Genomic DNA, 24,551 nt, shown 5'->3' on the forward strand with positions numbered 1-24,551 from the left:
GTGAGGCTCGACACGGCGGCGCGGTCCCCTTCCGGTCAGTAGAACGCGTTCTCCGGCGTGGGCAGCTCGACCTCCTGCGGGCCGTACCACCTCGTCGCGTCGGCCGGCACTTCGGTCAGCGGCGCGCTGAGCACGAAGGGCACGGTGACCTTGCTGCCGGCCAGGTCGACGGTCACGGTCGCGCCCGTGGCCGTCTCACCGCTGTAGGTGGCGTCGGTGCCCGCAAGCACCAGGCCGAGGCGGTGGCCCTTCCTGAAGACGTAGTCCTGCGGCAGCGTGTCCCACGCGACCCTGCCGTACTCGCCGGCGGGCAGCGGGCTGGGCGAGGACAGCGAGTCGCGGTTCTGCACGTCGATCCAGCCGCGGGCGACGATCTCCAGCGGGCGCGTGGCCAGGTTGGTGGCCACCTTCCGGTAGCAGCCGTCGTCCTGCGCGCTCGAGTCGCCGTGGCAGTCCTCCTCGGTCAGCGTGCGGATGCCCTGCCCGCGCCGCCAGTCGACGCGGGTGGCGTCGCCGAAGTCGACGAGCAGAGCGGTGAGGTTCGCGGTCGGCCGGTCCAGCGCCACCCGCAGGTCGACCACCGGCGTGCCGGACAGCCGCAGGTCGCGCGGGAGCGCGCCGGTGGTGAACGCGACCCGGCCCGGCTTGGCGGTGCCGACGTCGGCCACCATCTCGGTCTCCGGCATCCGCACGTCGGCGAAGGCCGCCGTCGTCCCCCTGCGCGCGGGCAGCAGCCCGAGCCTGCCGTCGGCGGCGGGGCGCAGCGGCATCCGCAGCGCGCCGCGTGCGGGCCAGTCCCGCTCGGTGATCCACTGTGTGGGGCCCACCTGCACGTCCGCGACGGGCTCGCGGGTGATCCCGTTGCGCACGCCAAGAAGCCAGTGGTCGAACCACCTGTGCAGGGTGTCCACCCACACGTCGCGCCTGCCCTCGAAGTCGAACGGGTCGACGTGCTGGTACTGGCCCACCCAGATCTTGCGCGGCACGCCCCGACGGCCGAGGGCCTGCCACCAGGCCGAGAAGTTGTCCGGCTTGACGTTCAGGTCGTTCACCGTGTGGACCGCGAACACGCTGGCCTTCACGTTGGCGACGTCCTTCTCGTAGTCGCGCAGCCGCCAGAACGGGTTGTAGTTCCCCGTGTCGTCGCCGTCCTCCGCGTCCATCCTCGCCCGTACGGCGGCGCACCTGGCGTCGGGGTCGGTGTCGACGACGTTGGCCAGCCACGAGGCGTAGTCGTAGTTGTAGACGACGCCGTTGGAGCGCTGGTAGCGGTACCAGGAGCTGATCGCCGAGATCGGGACGATCGTCTCCAGACCCTCGACGCCGGTGGCCGCCACGGCGTTGGCCAGCGTGCCGTCGTACGACTTGCCGATCATGGCGGCCTTGCCCGTGGCCCACGTGGCCTCGGCGGGAGAGCCGTCGGCGCGGTAGGCCTTCGCCCTGCCGTTCAGCCAGTCGATGACGGCCTTGCCGCCGAGGACGTCGGCCTGCCCGCCGGTGTCGGGGCAGCCGTCCGACTTGGTGGTGCCGAGCATGTCCACGTTGAGGACCGCGTAGCCCCTCGGGACGAAGTAGTTGTCGTAGAACAGCGGGAACTTCACCGGGTTGCCGGAGGCGTCGTAGACCTTGCGCTCGGCCTCGTTGCCGCGGCCCGAGTTGTCGTAGTACGGGCTCTCGTCGATGATCACCGGGACCTTGAGCGAGGGGCCTGACTCCTTGGGGCGGATGATGTCCACTCGCACCCTGTCGAGGCGGCCATCGGCGTCGCTGTCGATCGGGGACTCGACGTAGACGTGCTCGCGGACGGCGTCGGCGTAGGAGAAGACGGGTTGTGAACGGTCGCCGTCGATGGTGATGGCCGGGGCGGTCGCGGGGGCGGCGGCCTGGGCGGGTGGCGCGGTGGTCGCCACGAGGGTCAGCGCGATGAGGGTCGCCCGTAAGCGTGACACGCGGGTCCTCCCGGGGTCGGGGGGACTCACCATGATCGAGCGTGTCGATCACCTTTCATAGTTCACCGGCTGGCCGGTATAGTTTGGAATCGTGCCGAGACCGAGTTCGAGAGAGCGGCTGCTCGACGCCGCCGCCGAGGTGCTGCTCACCGACGGGGCCGAGTCGCTGACGCTGGAAGCCGTGGCGCAGCGCGCGGGAGTGTCGAAGGGCGGGCTGTTCTACCACTTCCCGACCAAGCAGGCCATGGTGGCCGCCATGGTCGACCGGCTCACCGCGGCCTTCGACGCCGCGCTGTCCGCCGCGGGCAGCGGGCCGGGAGACTTCCTGCGCGCCTACGTCGAGGCCACCATCCCCAAGACCCGCACCGACGCTCCCGCGGACAGGGTGACGGCGGCGCTGCTGGCCGCGATCCTCGTCGATCCGGCGGGGCTCACGCCGCTGCGCGAGCGGTTCGCGGCCTGGCAGGCGCGGCTGACCGACGACGGCATCGACCCCGCCGTGGCGACCGCCGTACGGCTGGCCGTGGACGGCTGGTGGGCGGTCAGGCTGCTGGGCCTCGGCGAACCCGAGCCCGGACTGCACGAGAGCACCCGCCGCTACCTCCTGGAGCTGATCGACCGTGCTGAGAACGACTAAGACCCTCATGCTGGTGACGGACGTCGGGTTCGTCCTGTACTTCTCCGTGACGGGGATGGGGCTGATCCCCGCCGCCTGGGCGTTCGCCGACTACACCAACCCGCTGATGGTGGACTGGAACTGGTCGTTCCTCTGGATCGACCTGCTGGCCAGCGCGACGGGCCTGACGAGCCTGTGGCTGCTGCGCGGCGGCGGGACGCGAGGCGAGCCGCTGATGCTGGTGTCGCTGGTGCTGACGATGGCCTCGGGGCTGATGGCGATCGCGTTCTGGACGCTGCGAGGGGACTTCGCGCCTGCCTGGTGGATCCCGAACCTCTACCTGCTGCTGTTCCCGATCCCGGCGATCGTCCGGCTGACCGCCGCCGGCCGCAGGCCCGCCCCCACGTCGGGCTGACCCTCGAGGGCGGCCCGGTCCCGAGCGGCCCGGTCCCGAGCGGCCCGGTCCCGAGCGGCCCGGTCCCGAGCGGCCCGGTCCCGAGCGGCCCGGTCCCGAGCGGCGTGGTCCTGAGCGACTCCTTTCCGGGCGACTCCTTTCCGGGCGACTTCGTCCCGCGCCCGTCCCTGACCGGCGGGTGCCCGGTCCCGCCGAGGCCGGGGCGGGCGGACCGGAGGGGAGTCCGTAGAGTTGGGCCGGACGAAGGAGGTCAGACGGTGGTCAAGGCAGCGGTGTTCGACGTCGGCGAGACGCTGATCGACGAGACGCGCATCTGGTCGCGCTGGGCCGACAGGCTGGGCGTGTCGAGGTTCGCCTTCATGGGCGTGCTCGGCGGCACCGCCGCCCTGGAGCGCTCGCACCGCGACGCCTTCGAGATCCTGCGCCCCGGTCTCGACATCGAGGCCGAGATCGCCGCATGGGAGAAGGACGAGCCCGACGGTCTGCGCAACCACTTCGACGCCGACGACCTCTACCCCGACGTCCGCCCGGCCCTGCGGGGCCTGCGCGAGGCGGGGGTCCAGGTGATCATCGCGGGCAACCAGCCCGCCAGGGCGTACGACGCGCTGCTGGCCATGGACCTGCCCGCCGACTCCATCCACACCTCGGAAGGCTGGGGCGTGGCCAAGCCCGCCCCCGAGTTCTTCGCGAAGGTCGCCGCCGTGGCGGGCATGCGTCCGGAGGAGATCCTGTACGTCGGCGACCGGCTCGACAACGACGTGCTGCCCGCGGGCAGGGCGGGCATGCGGACCGCGCTCCTTCGCAGGGGGCCCTGGGGTTACCTCCACGCCGACAGGGTGGAGGCATCGGCCGCCGACGTCGTCATCGACGACCTGTACGGCGTGCTCCCCGCCCTGCGGCGCCTCGGAACGGACTAGAGGCTCTCGGGGTCGACGCGGACCGCCCGCTCCTCCGCGGACAGGTCACCCGAGTCGGCCCCCACGTCCTCACCGATCTCCTCGCTCTCGACATCGGCGCCCAGCCCCTCGTCGGGCGCCACCAGCCGGTGCTCCTCGCGGGGCGTCCTGACCCTGTCGGGCGCCTCGCGCCAGAGCCGTTCGGCCGCGGTGTCCTGGTGCCCAGGGTCGTCCTCCTCGATGACGTGGTCGATGCCGAGGTCCTCCGTCCAGCCCTCGACCTCTATCTCCTGCTCGTCGCTGAGTCCGTAGCGGTCCGGTGGTGTTTCGGTCATAGTCACTGCCTACCCGCCATCACGACCGGAACCCTCCGGCGGTCAGCGGCCGATCGCCGCGCCGATCAGCGACCTCGGGTCGGCGGCTCCCGCGAGGACCCCGCCCGGCAGCACGTCGATCAGGTGCGCGTGCCCGAAACCGGTCCCGTACGGCCGGCCCGCCACCGGGTGACCGAGCGCCGCGAGCCCGTCGGCCCAGCCCGCGCCCTCCTCCAGTTCGACGACGGTCTCGTCGGGAGACTCCCACGTGTCGAACCCGGTGCCGCCGGTGGCCAGCCGCCAGCGGGGCGCGCCGATCGCCTCGCCGGGCGTCTGGCCGTGCTTCAGCAGCCTCGTGATGACCTGCAGCAGGATCTGCGGCTGGGCGTCGCCGCCCATCGTGCCCACGACCGATCGCAGGGAGCCGTCCGGCCTGGTGATGAGCGCGGGGGTGAGCGTGTGCGGGGGACGGCGGCCGGGGCCGTACTCGGCGGGATGTCCCGGGGTCAGCGAGAAGCCGATGCCGCGGTTGTGCAGGTTGATCCCGGTGCTCGGCTCGACGATCAGGCTGCCGAAGCCCGAGGCGTTCGACTGGATGAGGGAGACCCCCATGCCGTCGCCGTCCACCGCGCACAGGTAGGTCGTGTCACCCTCGGCGGTCAGCCCGCGCACCTTCAGGCGGGTGGCGGGGTCGACCAGCGCGCGCCGCCGCTCGATCTCGGCGGCCGACACCAGGTCGGTGGCGTGCTCGTGCAGCACGGCGAGCCGGTCGTGGCCCGCGATCCTGGCCGCCTCGCCCAGCAGGTGGGCCCACAGCGGATGCTCGGGCGCGGCGGGCAGGGCGAGGCCTTCGACGATGCCGAGCGAGAGCAGCAGCAGGTAGCCCTGGGAGTTGGGCGGCATCGACCACACGTCGTGGCCGAAGGCCGACACGCGCAGCGGCTCCACCCAGTCGGCCAGCGGCTCGGCCAGGTCGTCGGCCGTGTACTCGCCCCCGCCCAGCTCCAGCAGGCCGTGACCGAACTCGCCCTGGTAGAAGCCGTCCCTGCCGGAGGCGGCGATCGCCTCGAGCGTGCGGGCCACGCCCGGCCTGGTCATGAGCTGCCCGGGGGTGAAGCCGCCGGCGAAGTCGGGGTGGCCGACCATCGAGGTGTTGGGGGCCAGCAGCGGCGAGACGGGGAAGCCGTCGGCGGCCAGCGCGATCGCGGGGGCGAGCACGGTGCTCATGGGCAGCTTGCCGTAGCGGGAGTGGAGCGCGATCCAGCCGTCCACGCACCCGGGCACCGGTACCGACCTGATGTCGTGGTGGTGCGGCATGCGGGTGTGGCCCTCGGCGCGGAGCCTGCCGGGGTCGGCGCCCGAGCCCGCGCGGCCCGAGGCGTTGAGCGCGCTGACGGAGCCGTCGTGGACGAGGGCGAACAGATCGCCGCCGAGGCCGCACATGTGGGGCGCGGTGACGGTGAGGACCGCGTTGGTGGCGACGGCGGCGTCGGCGGCCGAGCCGCCGCGGTCGAGCATGGTCAGGCCGGCGGCGGAGGCGAGATGGTCGACGCTGCACACCATCCCGGATCGGGCATAGCGGGTGTTTTGCACGGATCTGACCTTACGCGGTCCTCGGACGAAGGATTCTGACACCTGTGATCCTGGCCAGCGCGAGCGCGGCGAGCAGTGTGGCGGCCGTGGTGCCCACACCGCCGATCTGCAGGGCGAGCTGGGGAGTCATGGCGTCGCTCAGCCAGCCGAGCAGCGGCCCGCCCAGCGCGCCCGACGCGGCGCTCACCAGGCCCAGTACCGAGATCACCCGGCCGCGCAACTCGTCGGGGCTGCCGAGCTGGACCCGCGCGCCGACCGTGGTGTCGATGACGACCGCGCCCGCGGCGATCGGCAGCAGCAGCGCGGCGAACGTCCACAGCTCGGGCATCAGGCCGCTGAGCGCCTGTGCCACGCTGCTGAGGAAGGCCGTGACCAGCAGCAGGCGCATCGTCAGCCGCGGCCGGCTCGCGGCGAAGACGCCGCCGAGGACCGTGCCGACGGCGAAGACCGTGGACAGCAGGCCGTAGCCGGAGGCGCCCGCGCCGAGAGGTCCCGCCGCCATCGCGGCCATCGTCACCTGGTAGTTGCGGCCCAGGCTGCCCAGCACCAGCGAGAGCGCCAGCACCACCAGCAGCCACCGGGTGCGCAGGACGTACCGCAGGCCTTCGCGGATCCCGTTCGCGCCCGCGGGGGCCTGGGCCAGTTCGTGCATCTCATCGGCGCGCATCGCGGCGATGGCGCCGATCACGGCCAGGAAGCTCAGCGCGTTGATCACGAACAGGCCGCCCGGCCCCGTGACCGGGATCAGCACGCCCGCCAGGCTCATGCCGAGGATGCGGCCGGCCGAGTTGACCACCGAGCCGAGGGCCATGGCGTTGGGCAGGTCGGCGGGCGGGACGACCTCCGCGCCGAACCGGCCGAGCGCGGGGCCGCCGAGCGCGGTGACCAGGCCGCCTGCCAGCGCCACACCGTAGACGGGAAGGACGGAGGTGACCCCCGACAAGGCCACGACGGCGAGCGCGACCGCGAGCAGGCCCTGCGCGACCTGCGAGGCGACGACGACGGGGCGGGCGCGCAGCCGGTCGGCGAGCGCGCCGCCCCACAGGCCGAAGGCCAGCGTCGGCAGCGCCTGGAGGACCAGGCTCAGCCCGACGCTCGTCGCCGAGCCGGTGGCGGACAGGACGAGCCAGTTGACGCCCAGCACCTGCATCCAGGTGCCGGTCACGGAGACCAGGTCGGCGGCTGCCCATAGACGGTAATTACGGTGCTTGAGGGAAGCGAAGAGCAAGGGGAGACCATCTCTTGGGAATGTACCGAGAGAGTTGAACGCCGCTTTACCTGTCGCGATTTCCGGTTGTGCCGTATATCACGTTTAAAGGGAAATGAGTGGTTCTTCCCTGCGAACGAGAGCCGCGTAGTGGCCGTCCAGCGCCATGAGCTCCTCGTGGGTGCCGCGCTCGGTGACCATGCCTGCGTCGAGGACCACGATCTGGTCCGCGTCGCGGACGGTCGACAGCCGGTGGGCGATGGTGATCGTGGTGCGGCCGTCGGCCAGCGCGTCCAACGCCTCCTGCACGGCGCGCTCGGTCTGGTTGTCCAGGGCGCTGGTCGCCTCGTCGAGGACGAGCACCGGCGGGTCGCGCAGCAGCGTGCGGGCGATCGCCAGGCGCTGCTTCTCGCCGCCGGAGAACCGGTAACCCCGCTCGCCGACCACCGTGTCGTACCCCTCGGGCAGCGCGGCGAGGTGATCGTGGATCCTGGCCGCGCGGGCCGCGGCGACCAGCTCCTCGTCGCTCGCGTCGGGTTTGGCGAAGCGCAGGTTGTCGGCGATCGAGGCGTGGAAGAGGTAGGTCTCCTGCGAGACCACGCCCACGGTCGTGGCGAGCGACTCGAAGCTCAGCTCGCGCACGTCCACGCCGTCGATCGTGACCCGGCCGCCCGTGACGTCGTACAGGCGGGGGATCAGGTAGCTGAGCGTGGTCTTGCCCGAGCCGGTCTCGCCGACGACGGCAAGGCTGGTGCCCGCGGGAATGTCGAGGTCGACGCCGGACAGGGTCGGCCGCTCGCCGTAGGAGAAGTCGACGTGCTCGAAGCGGACCTCGCCGCGTGGCCCGCTCAGCTCGCGGGCGCCCGGTGTGACGTCGACGGGCAGGTCCAGGTACTCGAAGATGCGGCCGAACAGCGCGAGCGAGCTCTGCACCTCCACGCCGGTCCGCATGAGCGAGACCGCGGGCCTGAACAGGCCCGCCTGGAGCGTGGTGAAGGCGACGACCGTGCCGATGGACACCAGCGAGGTCATGCCGGCGGCCCAGTAGATCATGGCGGGCATCGCGGCCATGACGATCTGGATCGACGACTGCCGCCACCGCCCGGCCATGCTCGAGCGCACGCCCAGCTCGGCCAGCTCGTCGGAGGCGTCGGTGAACCTGCGGGTCAGCTCGGGGGCGCGGCCCATGGTCCTGCCGAGCAGGATGCCGCTGACCGACAGCGACTCCTGCACCATCGACGACATCGCGGCCAGCTTGCGCTGCCGCTCGGCCGTGATGCGCTTGCGCTCGAGGCCGACCTTGCGGCTGATCCACACGAACACCGGCAGCAGCGCCAGAGAGATCGCCGTCAGCCGCCAGTCGAGGACGATCATCGCGATGACGCTGGCCACCACGGTGGTGAGGTTGGAGACGATCGAGGTCGCCGTCGAGGTGACGACCTGCTGCATCCCTCCGATGTCGTTGGCCAGCCGCGACTGCACCTCACCCGTGCGGGTGCGGGTGAAGAAGGCCAGCGACATGCGCTGCAGGTGGCCGTAGACGGCGGCGCGCAGGTCGTGCATGACCCGCTGGCCGACGGTGGTGGAGATGAACGTCTGCATCACGTCGAACACGCTGGTGACGACCGCGACGGTGACCATGCCGAGCGCCAGCAGGCTCAGCAGCGCCATGTCCCGCGAAGGGATGGCGACGTCGAGGACCTCGCGCAGGAGGAACGGGGAGGCGAGGGAGACCAGCGAGGAGAGCGCGATCAGGGCGAGAACAGTGGACAGGCGTCCGCGGTAGGGGGTGAACAGCCGGATGATGCGCCGCATGGGCGCGCGTGGTTCTGCGGTCATAGAACTCCTTTCAGATGTTCTCTCAAACAGAGGTTAACTCACTATTGTTCCGCCGGTAGGCTCTTTGATCGTGGACACCGCCTCCGAGCTGCTGGAACTCGTGCACAGGATCAGCCGCCTGTCCAGGCACGGCTACCGGCACCGCCTGGAGCCGCTCGGCCTCAGCCCCAGCCAGGCGCGGGCGCTGCGCGAGCTCATCGAGGCCGGCAGGCCGCTCAGGATGGTCCGGCTCGCCGAGGCGCTGCGCATCGTGCCGCGCTCGCTCACGCCCGTCGTCGACGCGCTGGAGGAGGCGGGGCTGGTGCGCAGGGAGATCGATCCCGCCAACCGGCGGTCCACGCTGGTGGTGATCACCCCGCGCGGTGCCGAGGTCTACGAGCGGTCGCGCGAGGCCCGCAGAGAGGTCGCTCGAGACCTGTTCGGCGTGCTCTCGCAGGAGCAGCGGGAGCGGCTGAAGGAACTGCTGAGCGAGGTCGACAGGGACTGAAGGAGCGCTACCCCGCCTGTTCCCTGGCCGCCCCCGGCTGGGGGGCGGCCTGCCACCCAGGGTTCGGGACGGGCACGCCGCCGATCACCCTGCCCAGGCATGGCGGCTGGTCGAGCAGCGCCGCGTAGGGGTCACGGCCGCCCCGCGTGTCGAAGACGGCCAGGTCGGCGCGGCTGCCCGGAGCGAGCGTGCCGACCCGGCCGGGTCCCTCCGCCCTTCCCGTGGCTCGAGCCCCGCCGACCGTCGCGGCCTCGACGAGCACCCGCTCCAGCCTGCGCATCCGCGTGGCATCCCGTACGGCCCGCGCCACCGCCAGCGGCGGGCCGCCGAACGCGATCGCCGTACCCTCCTCCACCAGCGCGGAGACGTCCCCGCCGAGCACCGCCAGCGTGGTGCCGCGCAGCCGCAGCAGCTTGCGCTCGCCGGGAGCGAGCGGCCCCTCGCCCGTGACGTGGCAGTGCGGGCCGAGCACGCCCGTCTCATCCAGTTCGGCGAGGGAGTGGCGGCCGAGGTCCGCCATGAGCCGCAGCCCGAACGTCCGCGCGAGCACCGCCAGGTCCTCCATCACCAGCGGATCGGTCGCGTGCGCCGCCACACCCACCGCACCCGGATGCTCGCGGATGGCGGTGATCAGCGCGTCGCGCCCACTGTCCTCCCACGCCTGCTCGCTCGCGCAGGTGACCTCCAGGTAGGTGACGCCCCCGGGGCTGTCACGCTCGCCGAGATCGGCCGCGCTGGTCACGCCTGGACCCAGCGGTCCCGTGCGGCAGGCGTTCACCAGCCCGGGGGTGATCAGGCCGGACCAGCGGATCTCGTCGTCGACGGGGAAGTAGGTCAGCAGATCGGCTCTGGACCCGACCTGGAGCACGCGCTCGCCCCTGATCGCGACGGCCCCGTCGCGGATGGGCGGGGCGGAGACGGGCAGGACGAGGGGAGCGGAGTGGAGCACGACGGGCGCGGGGGCGCGCGAGCCGAACCCCTGCGTCAACGCTCCCATTGTGTGATTAAAAGGCACGACTGCTGGCAAATCAATCGCACACGCTGGGTTTCACGGTGCTGGCGATACCCGTGGGCAGGGCGTTCACGCTCGCCCCCGATTCCGCTCGGGGCCGCCAGGCCGCCCCTGTCCCGCGTCCTCGCGCGGGTCAGGTGCGGGGGTGGTAGCGGCCGGACAGGCGGGCGAGTTTCAGGCTGAGGTGCAGGCTGAGCCGTTCCCCTCCGTCCTTCAGGTCCGTCTGCGCCAGTTCCTCCACCCGCTGCAACCGGTAGTACAGCGACGTCCGGTGCAGCCGTAGCCGCTTCGACGTGGCCACCGCGCTTCCCGCCAGGTCGAGGTAGGTCTCCAGCGTCTCCAGCAGGGGCAGATGCTGGTCGTCGGCGAGCAGCCGTTCGAGCCCTGGATGCAGGTCCGCCTGCGGCACGTGCGTCAGCATCCGGTAGACGCCGAGCCTCGTCCACTCCACCGACCGGCCGAGCCCGCGCACCTTGACCGCCACCCGCGCCGCGTGCAGCGCCTCCGTGTAGGACTCGCCCGCCTCGGCCAGCGTCGGGCGCGGGCGGCCGATGCCGACCACCACGGGCAGCGCCATCGCGGCGTGCACCTCCTCCGCGGGCGGCGTGGCCGTGGTCAGGAGCGTGGCGTGGTCGTAGCGCACCAGGTGCAGACCGCCGAGGCGGCGCCGTACGGTGAGCATGCCCTGCTCCAGCGCCAGCCGCGCCCGCTCGGAGGGCTCCGCGGCCAGCGGCGTGGCCACCAGGGCGGTGACCGGCAGCGCCTGGGGGAAGCCGGCCTCGATGAGGGAGCGGGCGGCGTCCTGGTCACCGGACAGGACGCCGGTGACGGCCTCCAGTTCGCGGTGTGAGGCGAGGCCGGTGGCCAGGCTCTCGTGGAAGAGGGCCAGCGCCAGCGTGCCCGCGGCCACCACGGCCTCGTCGATCTCGGCGGCCGACATGGCGGGGGCGCTGTCGATGAACCACAGGAAGCCCATCAGGGCGCCGTCGTGCCGTACGGGAACGCAGACCCGCGGCAGCAGGCCGAGCGCCGGGGCGCCGGGCGTGCGCAGCGGACCCGTGGCCTCCAGGATGCCTGCGGCGTGCAGGAACCCGCGCACCTCGGGGGTGGTGTGGCGGCGCAGGATCGAGTCGCGCCTGATGTCGTCCATTGCGCCGTCCTGCTCGGAGTAGGCGATGACCCGCTGGAGGTGGTCCTCCAGCAACAGGGGCCGCCCGAGGCGGATGGCTAAGTCGTCCACGCTGCGCTGCAGCACTACCTGGCCTTTTCAGCATTTGTCGGAAATAGGAGGTGGCCTCTTCCCTACAACTGATCGGTGATCTCCGTCAAGACCGTCTATACGGTCCTAGTTCGTGAACCTCCCGAAGAAGCTGCTGAAAGGCCTGCTGGCAGCCCTCGTCCTGGCCCCCTTAGGCCTCGCGGCCACCCCCGCTTCCGCCGATCCCCCCGCGGACCCCGAGATTCCCTGGCGCCAGGACCACTGGCCCCAGACGCAGCCGTGGCAGCGCGACGAGCCCGCGGCCGAGCAGAACCTGCGCAGCCGTCCCACCCCCTCGATCGCGCCGATCGACCCGCAGAACTGGAAGAACCCCGACCACATGACGTGGGCGGACTACAAGAAGATCCCGGACACGAACTGGGCCGACCCCGGCGCCAAGGGCTCCACCCGCACCTTCAAGGGCGCCCTGGTGCTGCTCGACTACCCCAACCAGCCGTTCGTGGCCACCCAGCCCAAGGGTTCGACGATCTACAGGAACCCCAGCGCCGAGGCCCACGACGTGCCCCGCGACCAGGTCGCCAAGTTCTACCAGGACTTCCTCAACACCCCGAACACGCTCAACCGCGGCCACACCATCCATGAGTACTGGATGGAGGACTCCGGCGGGCGCTACGGCGTGGACCTGACCGGGTTCGGCCCCTACACGCTGTCGGGCAAGGACCACGAGTACGCCATGGAGTTCCAGGGCGGCACCGGCTGCCCCGCGGGCGACACGTGCAACAAGAACCTGCGCACCGAGGGCAAGGCGCTGTGGGTGGGCGCCATCGGCGAGGAGGAGGCCAAGAAGTTCGACTTCATCTTCTACCTCAGCGCCGGTCAGGACGAGTCGGCCACCTGGCAGGAGTTCGGGATGATGAAGTTCCCGAACAAGGAGGCCGTGACCGACGAGTGGGGCCCTGAGGACCCCAGCCTGCCCAACTGGGTCAAGACCCGCTACGTCGACTGGACCTCGTGGCAGGCGGGCTCCAACTTCTGGCCCAACGCCGAGATCGGCGTCAACTCCGTGCAGGCCGAGAGCTCGGGCATGTCCGTCTACGCGCACGAGCTGAGCCACATCCTCGGCGTGCTCGACAACTACAACAACCCCTACGCCAACCCCGTCCGCCGGGCCTACACCGGCGTGTGGGAGATGCTCAGCAGAGGCAGCTTCAACGGCCCAGGCGGCCCGCACAGCCGCTGGCTGATCCCGCCCACCTCGGGCGGCTCGATGGGCGCCCAGCACATGCTGCGCAACAAGATCAAGCTGAACATGGTCGACGAGCAGAACGTGCTGCGCCTGTCGCGCGACGCGCTCGACGAGTCCGGCCTGGTCACCGCCAAGGTCACCGCCCGCGCCGTCCAGCCGGGACCGGACGGGCTCATGGGCCTCAACATCCAGTTCGACTCCGGCGACAAGTCGCCCGCCTGCCAGTGGCAGAGCGACCCGCTGTGCGACGGCGGCGGCTACGAGAACTACACCGTCGAGGTCGTCGACCGGATGGGCACCGACTCCTTCACCCCCGACTCGGGCGTGCTCCTGGCCAAGACCAAGAACCAGGACAGGGCCCCGTTCGAGTGGGTGATCGACGCCAACCCGCAGGACATCAAGATGACCGACTACGTCCTGCCCGACGGCACCGCGGTCCCGATCACCATCGGCGACTACCGCCAGCTGTCCGACGCCCTCTTCCACGCCGGCACCGACTCCGGCAGCGAGTACGAGTACGTCGACGAGGCCAACCGCCTGCACTTCTACATCACCGACGTGCAGCGTGACGGCAAGGGCCTGCTGTCCTACACCGTCGCCGTCCGCTCCCTCGACGGCTCGGGCCCGCACAAGCGGGGCGTCAAGGTGCTGCCCGCCGCCGGGATCCCGACCGGCAAGGGCGTCTCCACCTGCAAGTTCCCGCTGTTCAACACCGGCAGCACGCGCGCCACGACGACCGCTCACCCCGAGGACGTCTCCGCCTACCTCGGCGGCGACGTCTACCGCCTCACCGCGTCGGTCTCGGGCCGCGGCTGGAGCACCCAGCTGCCCAACGCCCTGGCCTCCGTCGGCAACGGCAAGCACGAGAACGTCACCGTCAACGCCCTGCGCGCCGAGGGCGGCAGCCACCTGGCCAAGGTGACGCTGACCGCCACCTCCGAGTCGGACCCGTCCAAGACCGTGACCGCCACCTGCCAGGTGGTCGGGCTCTAGCCGGCACACCCGGGGTACGGCTTCGGCCGTACCCCATCGCCGTAGTTGCGTGAGTCGAAAGGGCGACGTGCCAGGCGAGCTGTCTGCCGGGCCCAGGCCGAACGGCCGGCTCAGCGGACTCGGTCGTAGCCCATGGCGATCTCGCCCAGCTCGCCGGTCTCCTGATGGGTGAGCGTCCAACGAGGATGTCGCCCTCGCCGGTGGCCTTGAGGTCGGCGACGACGTCCGCGGCGGGCAGCGCCGTCGTCGCGGTGTCGTCGGTGCTGGAGGAATCCGCGGCGAGGGTCGCCGCGAGCTTGTCGAGGCTCTGGCCGAAGCCGATCTCGATGCCCACGATGAGGCCCGCGGACTCGACGGTGCTGTCGGTGATCCGGAAGTGGACGTCGAGGTCCGTGGTCTCCGTGCAGCCGTACAGCACCGCGCGAGGTGAAAGATCTTCACTCCGGGAGTGAAGATCGTCATCCTCGGCGGCAGTGGATCGCCGTGGCCGGCCCAGAAGCCACCTAGCCTGCCTCCTGGAGTGATTCACCCGCTGGTCTAGGGAATGTGCGAGGGACAGCTTTGTCGGATCTGAATTGGCTTCTTGATGACCTTGTGAGCCGGGTGCCGGAGACGGAGCACGGGATCGTGCTGTCCCGTGATGGCCTGCTGATGGCCTCATCGAAGGGACTGGACACGGCTGACGGGGAGCGTCTGGCGGCGATGGCCGCAGGATTGCAGAGCCTGGCCGCTGGGGTGGGTGTGCATATCGGCGGCGGTCAGGTCCGGCAGACGGTCGTGGAGCTGAACTCGCGTTTCCTTATCGTGACCGCGGCGGGACAGGGTGCGTGCCTCGCGATGGTGTCCTCTCGCGAGGCCGACATCGGCCTGGTCGCCTATGAGATGACCCTGCTGGTGGCCCAGGTGGGTCAGGCTCTCGCCGCGGCACCTCGTCTCCGTCCCGCCGCCGAACCCGGTACGCCGCGCAGCGCAGACAACGGCATGCGGCACGGTGCCGAAGTGACTTCGGCTTGCTGAGCCGCATGCGGGGCGCAAGCAAGGCCGTAGCGGTCTGCGGGTACTCGTCCTTGTCGACCATGTTCTTGTCGAGGCACTCGTTCATGAGCCGGTGGACCTCGAACTCGGTCCACGTGGTGCAGAAGGTGGCGAGGTTCTGCGCGGAGTCGCCGTCCAGGAGCAGTTCGGCGTGCAGGAGCGCGTAGACGGTACGCGGGTCGGCCTGGCCGTCCGGCATCCGCTACTTGGGGAGGACGCCTTCGCTCAGGGGCGTGGTGAAGACGTCGTCGAGACCCGCGTCGCCGGCCGCGCGGTCAGGGGGTGGCGCGGGCCGTACTAGATCGGCTTGAATCACCTCCGAAGGGGGTGCGTGTTGCGACTGCCGGACGAGGCGCCCAAGCCCCGGCGCAGGAAACGAACCTGGGTGGCGCCGGTCGCGGCGGGTGCGGCCGCGGGTGCGGCCAGCATCCTGGCCGCCTCGCTGGAGTGGGAGATCCCGCCCATCGCCAAGATCGGCGTGACCGCGCTCGCGGCGCTGCTCGTGGGCGTGACCACCTGGGCCACGACCGCCACCAGCAGGACCAACGAGCCGAAAGCCCTCCCCGAGGACCCCTCGTGGCGGCCGCCCGACCAGTGGCCGCCGGCGCCCGAGCACTTCACAGGACGCTCGGAGGCACTGGCCGAGCTGCGCAAGGTCTTCACCACCCGGCGCAGGACGAGCGAGGTCGCGCCGCCGCCGCTGGTCGTCTCCGTGTACGGCAGGGGCGGCGTCGGCAAGTCGGCGCTCATGGCCAGGTTCGGGCAGGAGATCGCCGACTGGTTCCCCGACGGCCGCCTCTACGCCAACCTGCGCGGCATCCGGCCTGACGAGGTCCTCATCGGATTCCTGCGCGCGCTCGGCGTCCGCCTCACCACCGACCCCGGCGGGGTGGAGGAGCTGCGCAAGCTCTGGCTGACCTGGACCAAGGGCCGCAGGATCCTCATCGGCCTCGACAACGTCGACGACGCCGAGCAGGTCAAGGTCCTCATCCCCGCCGAGCCGGGCTGTGCGGTCGTGGTGACCTCCCGCCAGCCGCTGTTCCTGATGAACGCCTACGACACCCAGCTCAGCGTCTTCAGCGAAGCACAGGGCGTGGAACTGCTGGCCCGGCTGGCCGGCGGCGAGCGGATCGTCGAGGACCTGGCCTCCGCCAAGGAGATCGTCAGGATCTGCGACTATCTGCCACTGGCGATCAACATCTGCGGCGGCCGGCTGGCCACCAGGTCGAGCTGGTCCCTGCGCGAGCTCGCCGACCGCCTCGCCGACGAGCGCCGCCGCCTGGACCAGCTGGAGCTGGCCCGCACGATCGACAAGAGCGTCCGCGCCTCCGTCCAGCTCAGCTACGACGACTGCACGGGAATCCAGCGCAGGCTGCTGCGCCTGCTGTCCTCGCTCACCTCTCCCGACGTGCCTGGCTGGGTCGCGGGCGAGCTGCTCGACATCTCCGTGCTCGACGGCGCCGACCAGTTGGAGGCGCTGATCGACGTGCAGCTGGCCGAGAGCTCGGGCACCGACCAGACCGGCGCCATGCGCTACCGCCTGCACGACCTGGTGCGCCTGTTCGCCGCCGAGATGGAGGACGACAAACGCGACGCCGCCATCGAGCGCGTCCTCTACGGCTACCGCCGCCGCGCGGAGGCCGCCGCCCAGGCCAGATGGCCGCAGGACTGGGGCCGCACGGGACGCGTCGGCGACGCGGAAGGCCAGGCCCAGGCCAGCGACTGGCTCAACGCCGAACGCCTCAGCCTCATCGCGCTGATCCACCTGGCCAGGTCGATGGAGCTGTGGGAGCTGGTCTTCGGCCTCGGCAGGGCGTTCTGCTCCATCTGCCACTCGCTGCGCGCCTACTGGAGCGACTGGGGGGAGATCGCCGAGATCACCGTCGAGGCGGCCAGGCGGATGCAGGACCCGAGGGCGCTGGGCATCGCCCTGCTCGACCGCACGGCCGCGCTCGGCGGCGACGCGGCCCAGGAGGCCCTGGCGATCTTCACCGAGCTCGGCGAGTCGTGGTGGGCGGCCAGGGCCATGCGCACGATCGGCATGCGGCTGTTCACCGGCGGCAACCTCGACAGGGCGCAGGACCACCTCACGGACGCGATCGCCGCCTTCGGCGCCGAAGAGGACTACTGGTGGATGGCGCGGACCCAGCGCAACCTCGCTGAGCTACGCCTGGCCCAGCGGCGGCCGGAGGAGGCCCGCGATCTGCTGGAGGACGCCCTCGAGGTGTTCAAACGCGACGGCAACCGCTACTCCGAGGCGCAGACGCTGCGCGCCTACGGCGAGGTGCTGGCCGCCCAGGCGCGCGGGCTCCACAGGGAAGGGGAGTCCAGGGCCGCGGCCGACCTGTTCACCAAGGCGGGCTTCAGCCTCGACAGGGCGGCGGAGATGTTCAGGAGCAGGGGCGAGCTGTGGGAGGAGGCGCGCTGCATGCGCGCCATGGGCGAGGTCGGCGATCCCGTCAACGGCCTGCGCGAGCTCGACTCGGTACGGCGGGCGGAGGAGATCCTCGTCGCCCTCGGCGACGCGTGGGGGGTGGCCCGCACCCACCTGTCGTCGGGAAGGTCGCTGGGCAGGCTGGGCAGGATGGCCGAGGCGGAGGAGGAGCTGAAACACGCCGTCACCGCCTTCGAGGAGCTCGGCGACCAGTGGTGGATGGCGCGCGGCCTGCGCTACCTCGGCGAGACGCACCTCGACGCGAAGGACAGGGCCGCCGCCGTACCGGCGCTGGAGCAGGCCCGCGCGATCTACCGCAGCCTCGGCAACGAGGCGGGGATGCGCAGGACCCTCGAACTGCTCAGGAGAGCGGAGTCCTGACCAGGTGACCCGCCGCCCTGCGCGCCTCCTGGATCGACTCCTCGAACAGCGCCCGCACGTGCCGGGCCTGGTCGGCGAGCTGCTGGATGTGCGGCAGGGCCAGATCGTCGCGCACCGTCTCGGCCAGCAGACGCTGGTAGTCAGGGGTGCGGGCGGCCAGCATCTCCAGCCGCCTGTGGGCGCGGTAGACGTCGTCGGCCCTCAGCACCTGCAGCGCGTACTCCTCCAGGTTGCGCACCCGCTGCGACAGCGACGTCCACGCCTGGTCCAGCGCGCTCGCGTACGGCGCGAACGCCGCCCTGAGATTCCTCGGCAGGTCGGTCGGCACGATCCTGCGATGCTCGTCGTGCATCCGCGACAGTTTCGCCAGCCGCCTGGCGATCTGCCACACCTCCTCGGGCAGCGTCACCTTGTTGTCGATGGAGTCGATCAGCCCCGCCTTGTGCACCTCTGAGGCGAGGATCGTGTCCGCGGCGTCCTGCGCCCTGCGCAGCAGCACCTGGCAGGGATAGTCGAGATCCTCCGGCAGGACGTAGCGGTCGGCGTGGTCGTAGGCGAGCTTGAGCCGCCGCCGCGCCACCCTGTTGCCCTCGTCCGTCGCCATCCATCGCATCAGCGCCACCAGAGACACGCCCACCAGAGCCACGATCATGCCCGCCGTGCTGGTCACCATCCAGATCAGCAGCAGGAAGCCGGGCAGGACGAACAGCAGGGCCGAGTTGCGCGCCGGCTCGTGCTGCTTGCCCGCCCGCGCCATGTGCATCGCGTGTGGGCCCGCTCTCAGCTGCGCCGCGACCTCCCCGGGTAGGGAGGGATCGAGCACCAGACGCGGGGGAAAAGCACGCGGATCCATCTCTTCATGCTGCGTTACGAATGGCGAATCCGCACAGACTTATCCCGACATATAGGCTCGAACTTGATGAACGACTTCACACGATGGATAGAGCTCGAAGGTGCCGCCAACGTTCGTGACCTGGGCGGACTCCCCACCACCGACGGCGGAACCACCCGGCAGGGCCGCATTCTGAGATCCGACAACCTCCAGGGTCTGACCGCCGCAGACGTCGAAATGCTCGTCGGCTCGCACAAGGTCAGGCACGTCGTCGACCTCCGTTCGGGCCCCGAGGTCGCACTCGAAGGCCCAGGACCGCTCACCAAGGTTCCCGAGGTCACCGTCCACCACCTGACCCTCTTCGCCGAAGGCGGACGCCACACCGACGTCGACGCCGACAGGGCGCTGCCGTGGCAGGAACGTGAGGCCGACGACGACCTGCGCGTCACCGGGTTCTACTACGGGTACCTGCGCGACCGCCCCGACTCCGTCGTCTCGGCCCTGCGCGTCATGGCCATGGACGACGGCGCGGCCGTCGTGCACTGCGCGGCGGGCAAGGACCGCACCGGCGTGCTGTGCGCGCTCGCGCTGGAGGTCGCCGGAGCCACCCGCGAGGCCATCGTCGCCGACTACGAGGCGACGGGCGAACGCCTCGAACAGGTCCTGGCCAGGCTCCGGGCCAGCGACACCTACCGGGACGACCTCGACTCCCGCCCCGCCGACGACCACCGGCCGAGGGCGCGGTACATGCTGCAGTTCCTCGGCGTGCTCGACGACCGGTACGGCGGGCCGCTGCCGTGGCTCCACGCGAACGGCTGGAGCGAGAGCGACACCCTCGCCCTCCGCTCCCGCCTGCGCGACTGACCACCCCGCTCCGCGGGCGCGGCCGAAGCATGCCCCCGCTCGCCTGAGGCGGGCGGAGGTCAGCGGATGCGGATCACCGCGTGGTCGGCGGCCGAACGGCGGGCGGCCTCGATGACCGCGAGCGCGTCGACCACGTCCCTGGGATCGACGGGGGGAGGCGAGCCGCTGCCGAGGCATGCCGCCACCGCCTGGTAGAACTCCAGGTACGAGCCGGGCTCCGTCCGAACCCGCTCCGCCGAGTCGACCGTGCCGAGCGTGCCCCACTGCTCCTCCGGATCCGCGCCGAACCCGGGATCGTCCGGCGTCGCGCCCGCGCGCAACTGCTCCTCCTGCACATCCAGGCCATGCTTCACGTAGGCGGCCGACGAACCGAGCACCCGGAACCGCGGCCCCGGCCGGGCGGCCAGCGCGCTCACCCACAGATGGGAGCGGGCCCCGCTGTCATGCGTGAGGGCGAGAAACGAGTCGTCGTCCGAGCCGACCCCCTGCCTGCGCACGTCACTCTCGGCGTAGACCTCCCGCACGGGGCCGAGGAGCTGCAGCGCCTGATCGACGAGGTGACTGCCCAGGTCGTACAGGAGGCCGCCGACCTCGTCGGCGCCGCCGCTCTCCCGCCAGCCGCCCTTCGGCACGGGACGCCAGCGCTCGAAACGCGACTCGAAGCGGTGGACGTCCCCGAGCGCGCCTTCGGCCACCAGACGGCGCAGGGTGAGGAAGTCGCCGTCCCACCGGCGGTTCTGGAAGACGGTCAGCATGAGCCGCTTCCTCGCTGCCAGGTCGGCGAGGTCGCGGGCCTCCTGCGCGGTCCTGGCGAGAGGCTTGTCGACGACGACGGGGCGTCCGGCGTTCAGCGCGGCGGTGGCGAGGGGGACGTGGGTCCTGTTGGGCGAGGCGATGACGGCCAGGTCGCACAGCGGCCACAGGTCGTCGGCCTCCTTCACCGCGGTCGCGCCGTACTTCTCGGCGACCTCGGCGGCTCGGCCGGGGTCGCGGGTGAGGACGGCGGCCAGGCTGAGGCCGGGGGTCGCGTGGATGAGCGGGGCGTGGAAGACGGCCCCCGCCGTGCCGTAACCGACCAGGCCCACTCGGATCTCGCTCATCACCCCACGATAGACCGACGCCCGATCATGACCCGTGGAGCGGCACGGGCGTGGTCCGGCGCGGGCGGGCCGGGCGCGGCGAGGCAGGCGTGCCGTACCGGGGCGGTCAGATGTGGTCGAGATCGACGGCGAGGGCGACGTGGATGAGGTCCTCGATCGCGTGCGCCAGCCGCCCGTCGGAGATCTCGTAGCGCGTCTGCCGTCCCTCGGGGACCGCGACGACGAGGCCGCATCCTCGCAGGCACGCCAGGTGGTTGGAGACGTTCTGCCGCGTGAGCCCCAGCTCGTCGGCCAGCCGGGCGGGGTAGGAGGGGCCCTGGAGCAGGGCGATGAGCAACCGGCAGCGGTTCGGGTCGGCGAGGGCCCTGCCGATTCTGGCCATCGCGTCGAGCCGGGTCTCCACAGTGAACACGATAATCAGGATACACGAGTTGCTGTATATACAGCTCCTGCTGTATATACATGGTTGACTGTATAGATCGGGGAGGCGACACATGGGACACGGTCATGGGCACGGCCACACGACGGCCGGCGCGGTCCACCGCAAGCGGTTGATGATCGTGCTGCCGCTCACGCTGAGCGTCCTGGTCGTCCAGGTCGTCGGGGCGGTCATGTCCGGCAGCCTCGCCCTGCTCGCCGACGCGGGCCACATGGCAACCGATGCCGCAGGCATCGTGCTCGCGCTGTTCGCGATCTGGGTGGCCGGCAAGCCCGCCAGCTCCCGCAGGACGTTCGGCTACCAGCGGGCGGAGATCCTGGCCGCCGCCGTCAACGCCGTCCTGCTGCTGGCGCTGAGCGGCTACATCCTCGTCGAGGCCGTGCGCAGGTTCGCCGACCCCGAGCCGGTCGGCTCCACCATCATGCTGGTCGCCGCGGTGGTCGGCCTGGTCGCCAACGGGATCGCGCTGTGGCTGCTGCGCGAGGGTCAGGAGGAGAGCCTCAACCTCAGAGGCGCCTACCTCGAGGTGCTCGGCGATCTGCTCGGCTCCGTGGCGGTGATCGCCGGCGCGCTCGTCATCCAGCTCACCGGCTGGGTGGCCGCCGACGCGATCATCTCGATCGTCATCGCGCTGCTCATCCTGCCCAGGACGTGGAAGCTCCTCAGGGAGGCCGTCGACATCCTGCTGGAGGCCACCCCCAAGGGCGTGGACCTGGCCGAGGTGCGCAAGCACCTGCTGGAGGCGCCCGGCGTCACCGACGTCCACGACCTTCACGCCTGGACGATCACCTCAGGCGTGCCCGTCATGTCCGCGCACGTGGTCGTGGAGGAGGAGGCGTTGGCCGGGTGCGGCCCGCTGCTCGACCGCCTGCACCAGTGCCTGGCAGGGCACTTCGACGTGGAGCACTCCACGCTGCAGCTCGAACCCGCGGGCCACGTCGACCACGAGGGCGCCAGGCACCACTGACGGGCACCGGCCGGCCGGCTAGCCCCGTTTTCCGCATGTGAGTGATCTTCAGCGGAGGTCTCGTGGATCAACGTCGAGGAGGGCCAGGAGATGGAGCTGGAGATCGGTAGGTTGCGGGATGGTCGGGGGTGACTGGCCGGTACCCGGGATCAGCCGGATGCCGGCCAACGCGTCCAGGATGAGCCGGCCGGTGGGAACGGCATGCCGACCGGCATACAAGCGGTCCACCTTGGTCGCGCCCTGGGCGGCCAAGGCCTGGCGAACCTGGCGTTCGATCAGGCAGAAGATGAGCAGCGCCAGGCAGATCACGGTGATCAGCGCGTTGATGCGGCGGTTGTTCTTCAGATACAGGCTGGTGACGGCCAGCGGACCCTTAAAAGCCTGGTAGCGGCGCTCGACCGCTTCCTGGCCTTTGTAGTGGGCCAGCACCTGGGCGGCGTCGGCGGTGTCGGCGGGCAGGTTGGTCAGCAAGGCGTACCAGCCGTCGGTGGCGGCTTCGGCGTCGATCGCGTTCTGGTCGAAGTGCCAGGCCAGGGTGGGCTTGCCCGTCACCGGGGCGGTGCCGGTCACAGCGGACAGGTAGCCGGCCACCCGCCGGGCGCGGCCGATGGCGGCCACACGGGCGGCGACCGCCTGCTCGTCGGGGTAGTGCCGGCTGCCCAGGCCGCGCTCCAGCCGGGCCAGATCCTCACGAGCCCGCTCCAGCTTCTTGGCCCGGGCCGTGGCGGCCGCCTGCGCGCGGGCCGAGGAATGCACGAAGATCCGGCGCAGCGAAAGGATCGGGTCCCTCTTACGCGGCCCGGCCAGCGTCATGGCGTCTTCGCACACGTGCCAGACACCGCGCCGCTCGGCGGGCTTGCCGACGTCCCGGGCGGCCACGTAGTCCACCTTGATCGCGTCGGCCAGCTCCAGGCCGGCCAGCGTTTCGGCGCTGACATACAGTTTGGAGGCCGGAGCGATGAAGCGCACCTGCCCGGCGCTCATCTCGGCCAGGTTCGCATACGAGATCAGCTTGGAATCACCGATCATCAGCATCTGCTGCGGACCGGCCAGCCGTTGCAGCGCTTGCATGGCGCCGATGACCTGCCCCACCTCACCGGCCGCGCCGTCATAGGCACGGTGAAAGACCGGCACGCCGCCATCGGCGGTCACCGCGATCCCGGCCTGTATCTGCTTCAGATCCGGCCGCCGGTCCTTGGGATGGCCGAACCTCGGCCGCGCGAACTCCGGTTCGGTCTGCTCGTAGTCGCCGTGCAGCGAGATCGAGGTCATGTCCCAGTGCAGGCGAGCCACGTCGATGCCGAACGCCTCGATCGCGGCCAGCCCGACCGATCCGGCCAGTTGGTCCAGATGCGGGGCGATGGCATCCAACGCCCGGCCGATCCGGTCATCGTTGAGCAGATCGGGTTCGGTCCCGAACGCCTCGGCCACCGCCCAGTTTCTGGCCCATTGCTGCACGTGCACCAGCGGCGCGGGCGAGGTGAGCCGGTTGGCCACCAGCACCTCGATCACCTGGCCGTGAGTCAGTTCGGCCACATCCCGCACTGGGCAGGCGGCATCGACCAACTCCCGGATCCGTAACCGCGAACAGAACTCGGCTGCCACCGGCAACGCCCCGAGCATCTTCTCGACGCTGGCCTGGCCCCACTGCGCACGCTGTCTCACGAGCTCAGGTCATACCGCCACGACGATCAACACAGCAAACCCAACGATCTCCAATTACCCCGACGTGCGGAAAACGGGGCTAGCCGTCGCGGTCGTCCCGCTCGGCCAGGAACGCCTCGAACTGCGCGGCCAGCTCGTCGCCCGTCGGCATCGGTGTGCTCTCGGCCATCAGGTTCTCCCGCTGCTCGCCGCCGGCGAAGGCGTCGTACTGCTGCTCCAGCCCCGTGATCGCCGACGACAGCTCGCTCGAGGACTGGATCTGCTCCTCGATCTCCGCCGTCGTACGGCCGGCCGCGTCGTGCAGGCTGTCCATCGGGAAGACCAGCCCCGTCCCCTTCGTCACCGCCTCCAGCGCGGTGACCGCGGCCTGCGGGTACTCCGCCTGCGACAGGTAGTGCGGCACGTGCACGGCATAGCCGAGCGCGTCCCGCCCCTGCCTGCCCAGCCGGAACTCCAGCAGCGCCGCGACACTGCCCGGCACCTGCACCCTGCCGAACGCGCTCACCTGCGAGTTGATCAGCTCGGGCCTGCTCGCGTGGGCGGTGACGCCCAGCGGCCTGGTGTGGGGGACGGCCATCGGGATGCCGTGCACGGTCACCAGCTTGCTCACGCCGAGCCGCTCGGCCAGCGCGCCCACCGCGGCGGTGAACAGCTCCCACTCCCTGTCCGGCTCCGGGCCGCTCAGCAGCAGGAACGGCGTGCCCGTCAGGTCACGCGCCTGATAGAGGGCAAGCTCGGGGGCCTCGTAGTCGACCCACCTGTCGGTGTCGAACGTCATCGTCGGCCGCCGCGACCGGTAGTCGAGCAGGCGGTCGACATCGAACGTCGCCACGACGCTGTGCTCCAGCTCGGCAAGCAGATGGCCCATCGCGAGCCGTCCTGCGGCACCCGCGTCGACGAACCCGTCGAAGTGGTACACCAGCACGGGATCGGTGAGCTCGGGGGTCTCCTCCGCCAGCCGGTAGAGATCCGTCGGGTCGAACACGTTTGATCAGCCTTTCCCTCGGTACTCTCTCCAGAACCTTCGGCGAGCCGGAACGATTCCGTG

At 71.0% G+C, this 24,551-nt stretch carries 22 protein-coding genes; 10 read left to right on the forward strand and 12 right to left on the reverse strand.

Annotation, left to right across the window (positions count from 1 at the left end; genetic code table 11):
* Positions 1–35 precede the first annotated feature (35 nt).
* Entirely contained in the window at positions 36–1,949 is a 1,914-nt protein-coding gene (locus tag AC3EO4_RS15805) for a Xaa-Pro dipeptidyl-peptidase (protein ID WP_431896229.1), read from the reverse strand.
* A gap of 91 nt (positions 1,950–2,040) precedes the next feature.
* On the opposite strand from AC3EO4_RS15805, the gene AC3EO4_RS15810 reads away from it, so the two are divergent.
* From AC3EO4_RS15810 to AC3EO4_RS15820, 3 genes are all read left to right on the forward strand, one after another.
* Positions 2,041–2,586: a TetR/AcrR family transcriptional regulator gene (locus AC3EO4_RS15810; protein WP_379573783.1), complete on the forward strand. Its 546-nt coding sequence runs from the start codon at positions 2,041–2,043 to the stop codon at positions 2,584–2,586.
* Positions 2,570–2,980, forward strand: a complete 411-nt coding sequence (locus AC3EO4_RS15815) for a DUF5360 family protein (protein WP_379573784.1) — start codon at positions 2,570–2,572, stop codon at positions 2,978–2,980. The genes AC3EO4_RS15810 and AC3EO4_RS15815 overlap by 17 nt, the downstream gene beginning before the upstream one ends.
* A gap of 257 nt (positions 2,981–3,237) precedes the next feature.
* The gene (locus AC3EO4_RS15820) at positions 3,238–3,897 is read left to right on the forward strand and encodes an HAD family hydrolase (protein WP_379573785.1); all 660 of its coding nucleotides are present in this window, start codon (positions 3,238–3,240) and stop codon (positions 3,895–3,897) included.
* Here AC3EO4_RS15820 and AC3EO4_RS15825 read toward each other — a convergent pair.
* The 4 genes from AC3EO4_RS15825 to AC3EO4_RS15840 all read right to left on the reverse strand — a co-directional run bounded on the left by AC3EO4_RS15825 (position 3,894) and on the right by AC3EO4_RS15840 (position 8,829).
* On the reverse strand, positions 3,894–4,211 hold the full coding sequence (locus AC3EO4_RS15825; protein WP_379573786.1) for a DUF5709 domain-containing protein: 318 nt from the start codon (positions 4,209–4,211) through the stop codon (positions 3,894–3,896). The two genes, AC3EO4_RS15820 and AC3EO4_RS15825, sit on opposite strands and share 4 nt — an antisense overlap.
* 42 nt (positions 4,212–4,253) lie before the next feature.
* Positions 4,254–5,783, reverse strand: a complete 1,530-nt coding sequence (locus AC3EO4_RS15830; RefSeq protein WP_431896232.1) for a gamma-glutamyltransferase family protein — start codon at positions 5,781–5,783, stop codon at positions 4,254–4,256.
* 10 nt (positions 5,784–5,793) lie between these two features.
* Positions 5,794–7,011: an MFS transporter gene (locus AC3EO4_RS15835; protein WP_431896234.1), complete on the reverse strand. Its 1,218-nt coding sequence runs from the start codon at positions 7,009–7,011 to the stop codon at positions 5,794–5,796.
* 84 nt (positions 7,012–7,095) lie between these two features.
* Complete coding sequence (locus AC3EO4_RS15840) at positions 7,096–8,829, reverse strand: ABC transporter ATP-binding protein (RefSeq protein ID WP_431896236.1); 1,734 nt, start codon at positions 8,827–8,829, stop codon at positions 7,096–7,098.
* Positions 8,830–8,899: 70 nt separating this feature from the next.
* Between AC3EO4_RS15840 and AC3EO4_RS15845 the strand changes: the two genes are divergently transcribed.
* Entirely contained in the window at positions 8,900–9,316 is a 417-nt protein-coding gene (locus AC3EO4_RS15845; protein ID WP_379573790.1) for a MarR family winged helix-turn-helix transcriptional regulator, read from the forward strand.
* Positions 9,317–9,323: 7 nt separating this feature from the next.
* Here AC3EO4_RS15845 and AC3EO4_RS15850 read toward each other — a convergent pair whose 3' ends face one another.
* Together AC3EO4_RS15850 and AC3EO4_RS15855 are read right to left on the reverse strand one after the other, a co-directional pair.
* A complete protein-coding gene (locus tag AC3EO4_RS15850; protein WP_379573791.1) occupies positions 9,324–10,313 on the reverse strand; it encodes an amidohydrolase family protein in 990 nt (329 codons plus the stop codon).
* A 148-nt stretch (positions 10,314–10,461) separates the two neighbouring features.
* Positions 10,462–11,568, reverse strand: coding sequence for a PucR family transcriptional regulator (locus AC3EO4_RS15855; protein ID WP_431896238.1), 1,107 nt, complete (start codon positions 11,566–11,568; stop codon positions 10,462–10,464).
* A 112-nt stretch (positions 11,569–11,680) separates the two neighbouring features.
* Between AC3EO4_RS15855 and AC3EO4_RS15860 the strand changes: the two genes are divergently transcribed.
* The 4 genes from AC3EO4_RS15860 to AC3EO4_RS15875 all read left to right on the forward strand — a co-directional run bounded on the left by AC3EO4_RS15860 (position 11,681) and on the right by AC3EO4_RS15875 (position 17,636).
* A complete protein-coding gene (locus AC3EO4_RS15860; protein WP_431896240.1) occupies positions 11,681–13,786 on the forward strand; it encodes a M6 family metalloprotease domain-containing protein in 2,106 nt (701 codons plus the stop codon).
* Between the two features lie 561 nt (positions 13,787–14,347).
* Positions 14,348–14,803: a roadblock/LC7 domain-containing protein gene (locus AC3EO4_RS15865; protein WP_379573794.1), complete on the forward strand. Its 456-nt coding sequence runs from the start codon at positions 14,348–14,350 to the stop codon at positions 14,801–14,803.
* A gap of 91 nt (positions 14,804–14,894) precedes the next feature.
* Positions 14,895–15,122 (forward strand): hypothetical protein, encoded by a 228-nt coding sequence (locus tag AC3EO4_RS15870; RefSeq protein ID WP_431896241.1) that lies wholly within the window; start codon positions 14,895–14,897, stop codon positions 15,120–15,122.
* A 30-nt stretch (positions 15,123–15,152) separates the two neighbouring features.
* On the forward strand, positions 15,153–17,636 hold the full coding sequence (locus tag AC3EO4_RS15875) for an ATP-binding protein (RefSeq protein ID WP_431896242.1): 2,484 nt from the start codon (positions 15,153–15,155) through the stop codon (positions 17,634–17,636).
* Here AC3EO4_RS15875 and AC3EO4_RS15880 read toward each other — a convergent pair.
* Positions 17,617–18,489 (reverse strand): hypothetical protein, encoded by an 873-nt coding sequence (locus tag AC3EO4_RS15880; protein ID WP_379573796.1) that lies wholly within the window; start codon positions 18,487–18,489, stop codon positions 17,617–17,619. The genes AC3EO4_RS15875 and AC3EO4_RS15880 overlap by 20 nt on opposite strands.
* Before the next feature lie 66 nt (positions 18,490–18,555).
* On the opposite strand from AC3EO4_RS15880, the gene AC3EO4_RS15885 reads away from it, so the two are divergent.
* Entirely contained in the window at positions 18,556–19,332 is a 777-nt protein-coding gene (locus AC3EO4_RS15885; RefSeq protein ID WP_431896244.1) for a tyrosine-protein phosphatase, read from the forward strand.
* A 59-nt stretch (positions 19,333–19,391) separates the two neighbouring features.
* On the opposite strand, the gene AC3EO4_RS15890 is transcribed toward AC3EO4_RS15885, so the two are convergent.
* Together AC3EO4_RS15890 and cmtR are read right to left on the reverse strand one after the other, a co-directional pair.
* Positions 19,392–20,432 (reverse strand): Gfo/Idh/MocA family oxidoreductase, encoded by a 1,041-nt coding sequence (locus tag AC3EO4_RS15890; RefSeq protein ID WP_379573799.1) that lies wholly within the window; start codon positions 20,430–20,432, stop codon positions 19,392–19,394.
* Positions 20,433–20,538: 106 nt separating this feature from the next.
* The gene (gene cmtR, locus AC3EO4_RS15895) at positions 20,539–20,853 is read right to left on the reverse strand and encodes a Cd(II)/Pb(II)-sensing metalloregulatory transcriptional regulator CmtR (protein ID WP_431896371.1); all 315 of its coding nucleotides are present in this window, start codon (positions 20,851–20,853) and stop codon (positions 20,539–20,541) included.
* 73 nt (positions 20,854–20,926) lie between these two features.
* Here cmtR and AC3EO4_RS15900 point away from each other — a divergent pair, with 73 nt between their 5' ends.
* Positions 20,927–21,838 (forward strand): cation diffusion facilitator family transporter, encoded by a 912-nt coding sequence (locus AC3EO4_RS15900; protein ID WP_379573800.1) that lies wholly within the window; start codon positions 20,927–20,929, stop codon positions 21,836–21,838.
* 48 nt (positions 21,839–21,886) lie between these two features.
* Here AC3EO4_RS15900 and AC3EO4_RS15905 read toward each other — a convergent pair whose 3' ends face one another.
* Positions 21,887–23,503: an IS1634 family transposase gene (locus AC3EO4_RS15905; RefSeq protein WP_431896246.1), complete on the reverse strand. Its 1,617-nt coding sequence runs from the start codon at positions 23,501–23,503 to the stop codon at positions 21,887–21,889.
* 79 nt (positions 23,504–23,582) lie between these two features.
* The gene (locus AC3EO4_RS15910; protein ID WP_379573801.1) at positions 23,583–24,488 is read right to left on the reverse strand and encodes a proteasome assembly chaperone family protein; all 906 of its coding nucleotides are present in this window, start codon (positions 24,486–24,488) and stop codon (positions 23,583–23,585) included.
* Between the last annotated feature and the right edge of the window lie 63 nt (positions 24,489–24,551).

This window comes from Nonomuraea sp. bgisy101, from assembly GCF_057708945.1.

Coding starts and splice junctions, on each gene's coding strand:
- AC3EO4_RS15825 (WP_379573786.1), bottom strand. CDS start 4,211: ATGACCGAAACACCACCGGACCGCTACGGACTCAGCGACGAGCAGGAG.
- AC3EO4_RS15840 (WP_431896236.1), bottom strand. CDS start 8,829: ATGACCGCAGAACCACGCGCGCCCATGCGGCGCATCATCCGGCTGTTC.
- AC3EO4_RS15850 (WP_379573791.1), bottom strand. CDS start 10,313: ATGGGAGCGTTGACGCAGGGGTTCGGCTCGCGCGCCCCCGCGCCCGTC.
- AC3EO4_RS15880 (WP_379573796.1), bottom strand. CDS start 18,489: ATGGATCCGCGTGCTTTTCCCCCGCGTCTGGTGCTCGATCCCTCCCTA.
- AC3EO4_RS15885 (WP_431896244.1), top strand. CDS start 18,556: ATGAACGACTTCACACGATGGATAGAGCTCGAAGGTGCCGCCAACGTT.
- AC3EO4_RS15890 (WP_379573799.1), bottom strand. CDS start 20,432: ATGAGCGAGATCCGAGTGGGCCTGGTCGGTTACGGCACGGCGGGGGCC.
- AC3EO4_RS15900 (WP_379573800.1), top strand. CDS start 20,927: ATGGGACACGGTCATGGGCACGGCCACACGACGGCCGGCGCGGTCCAC.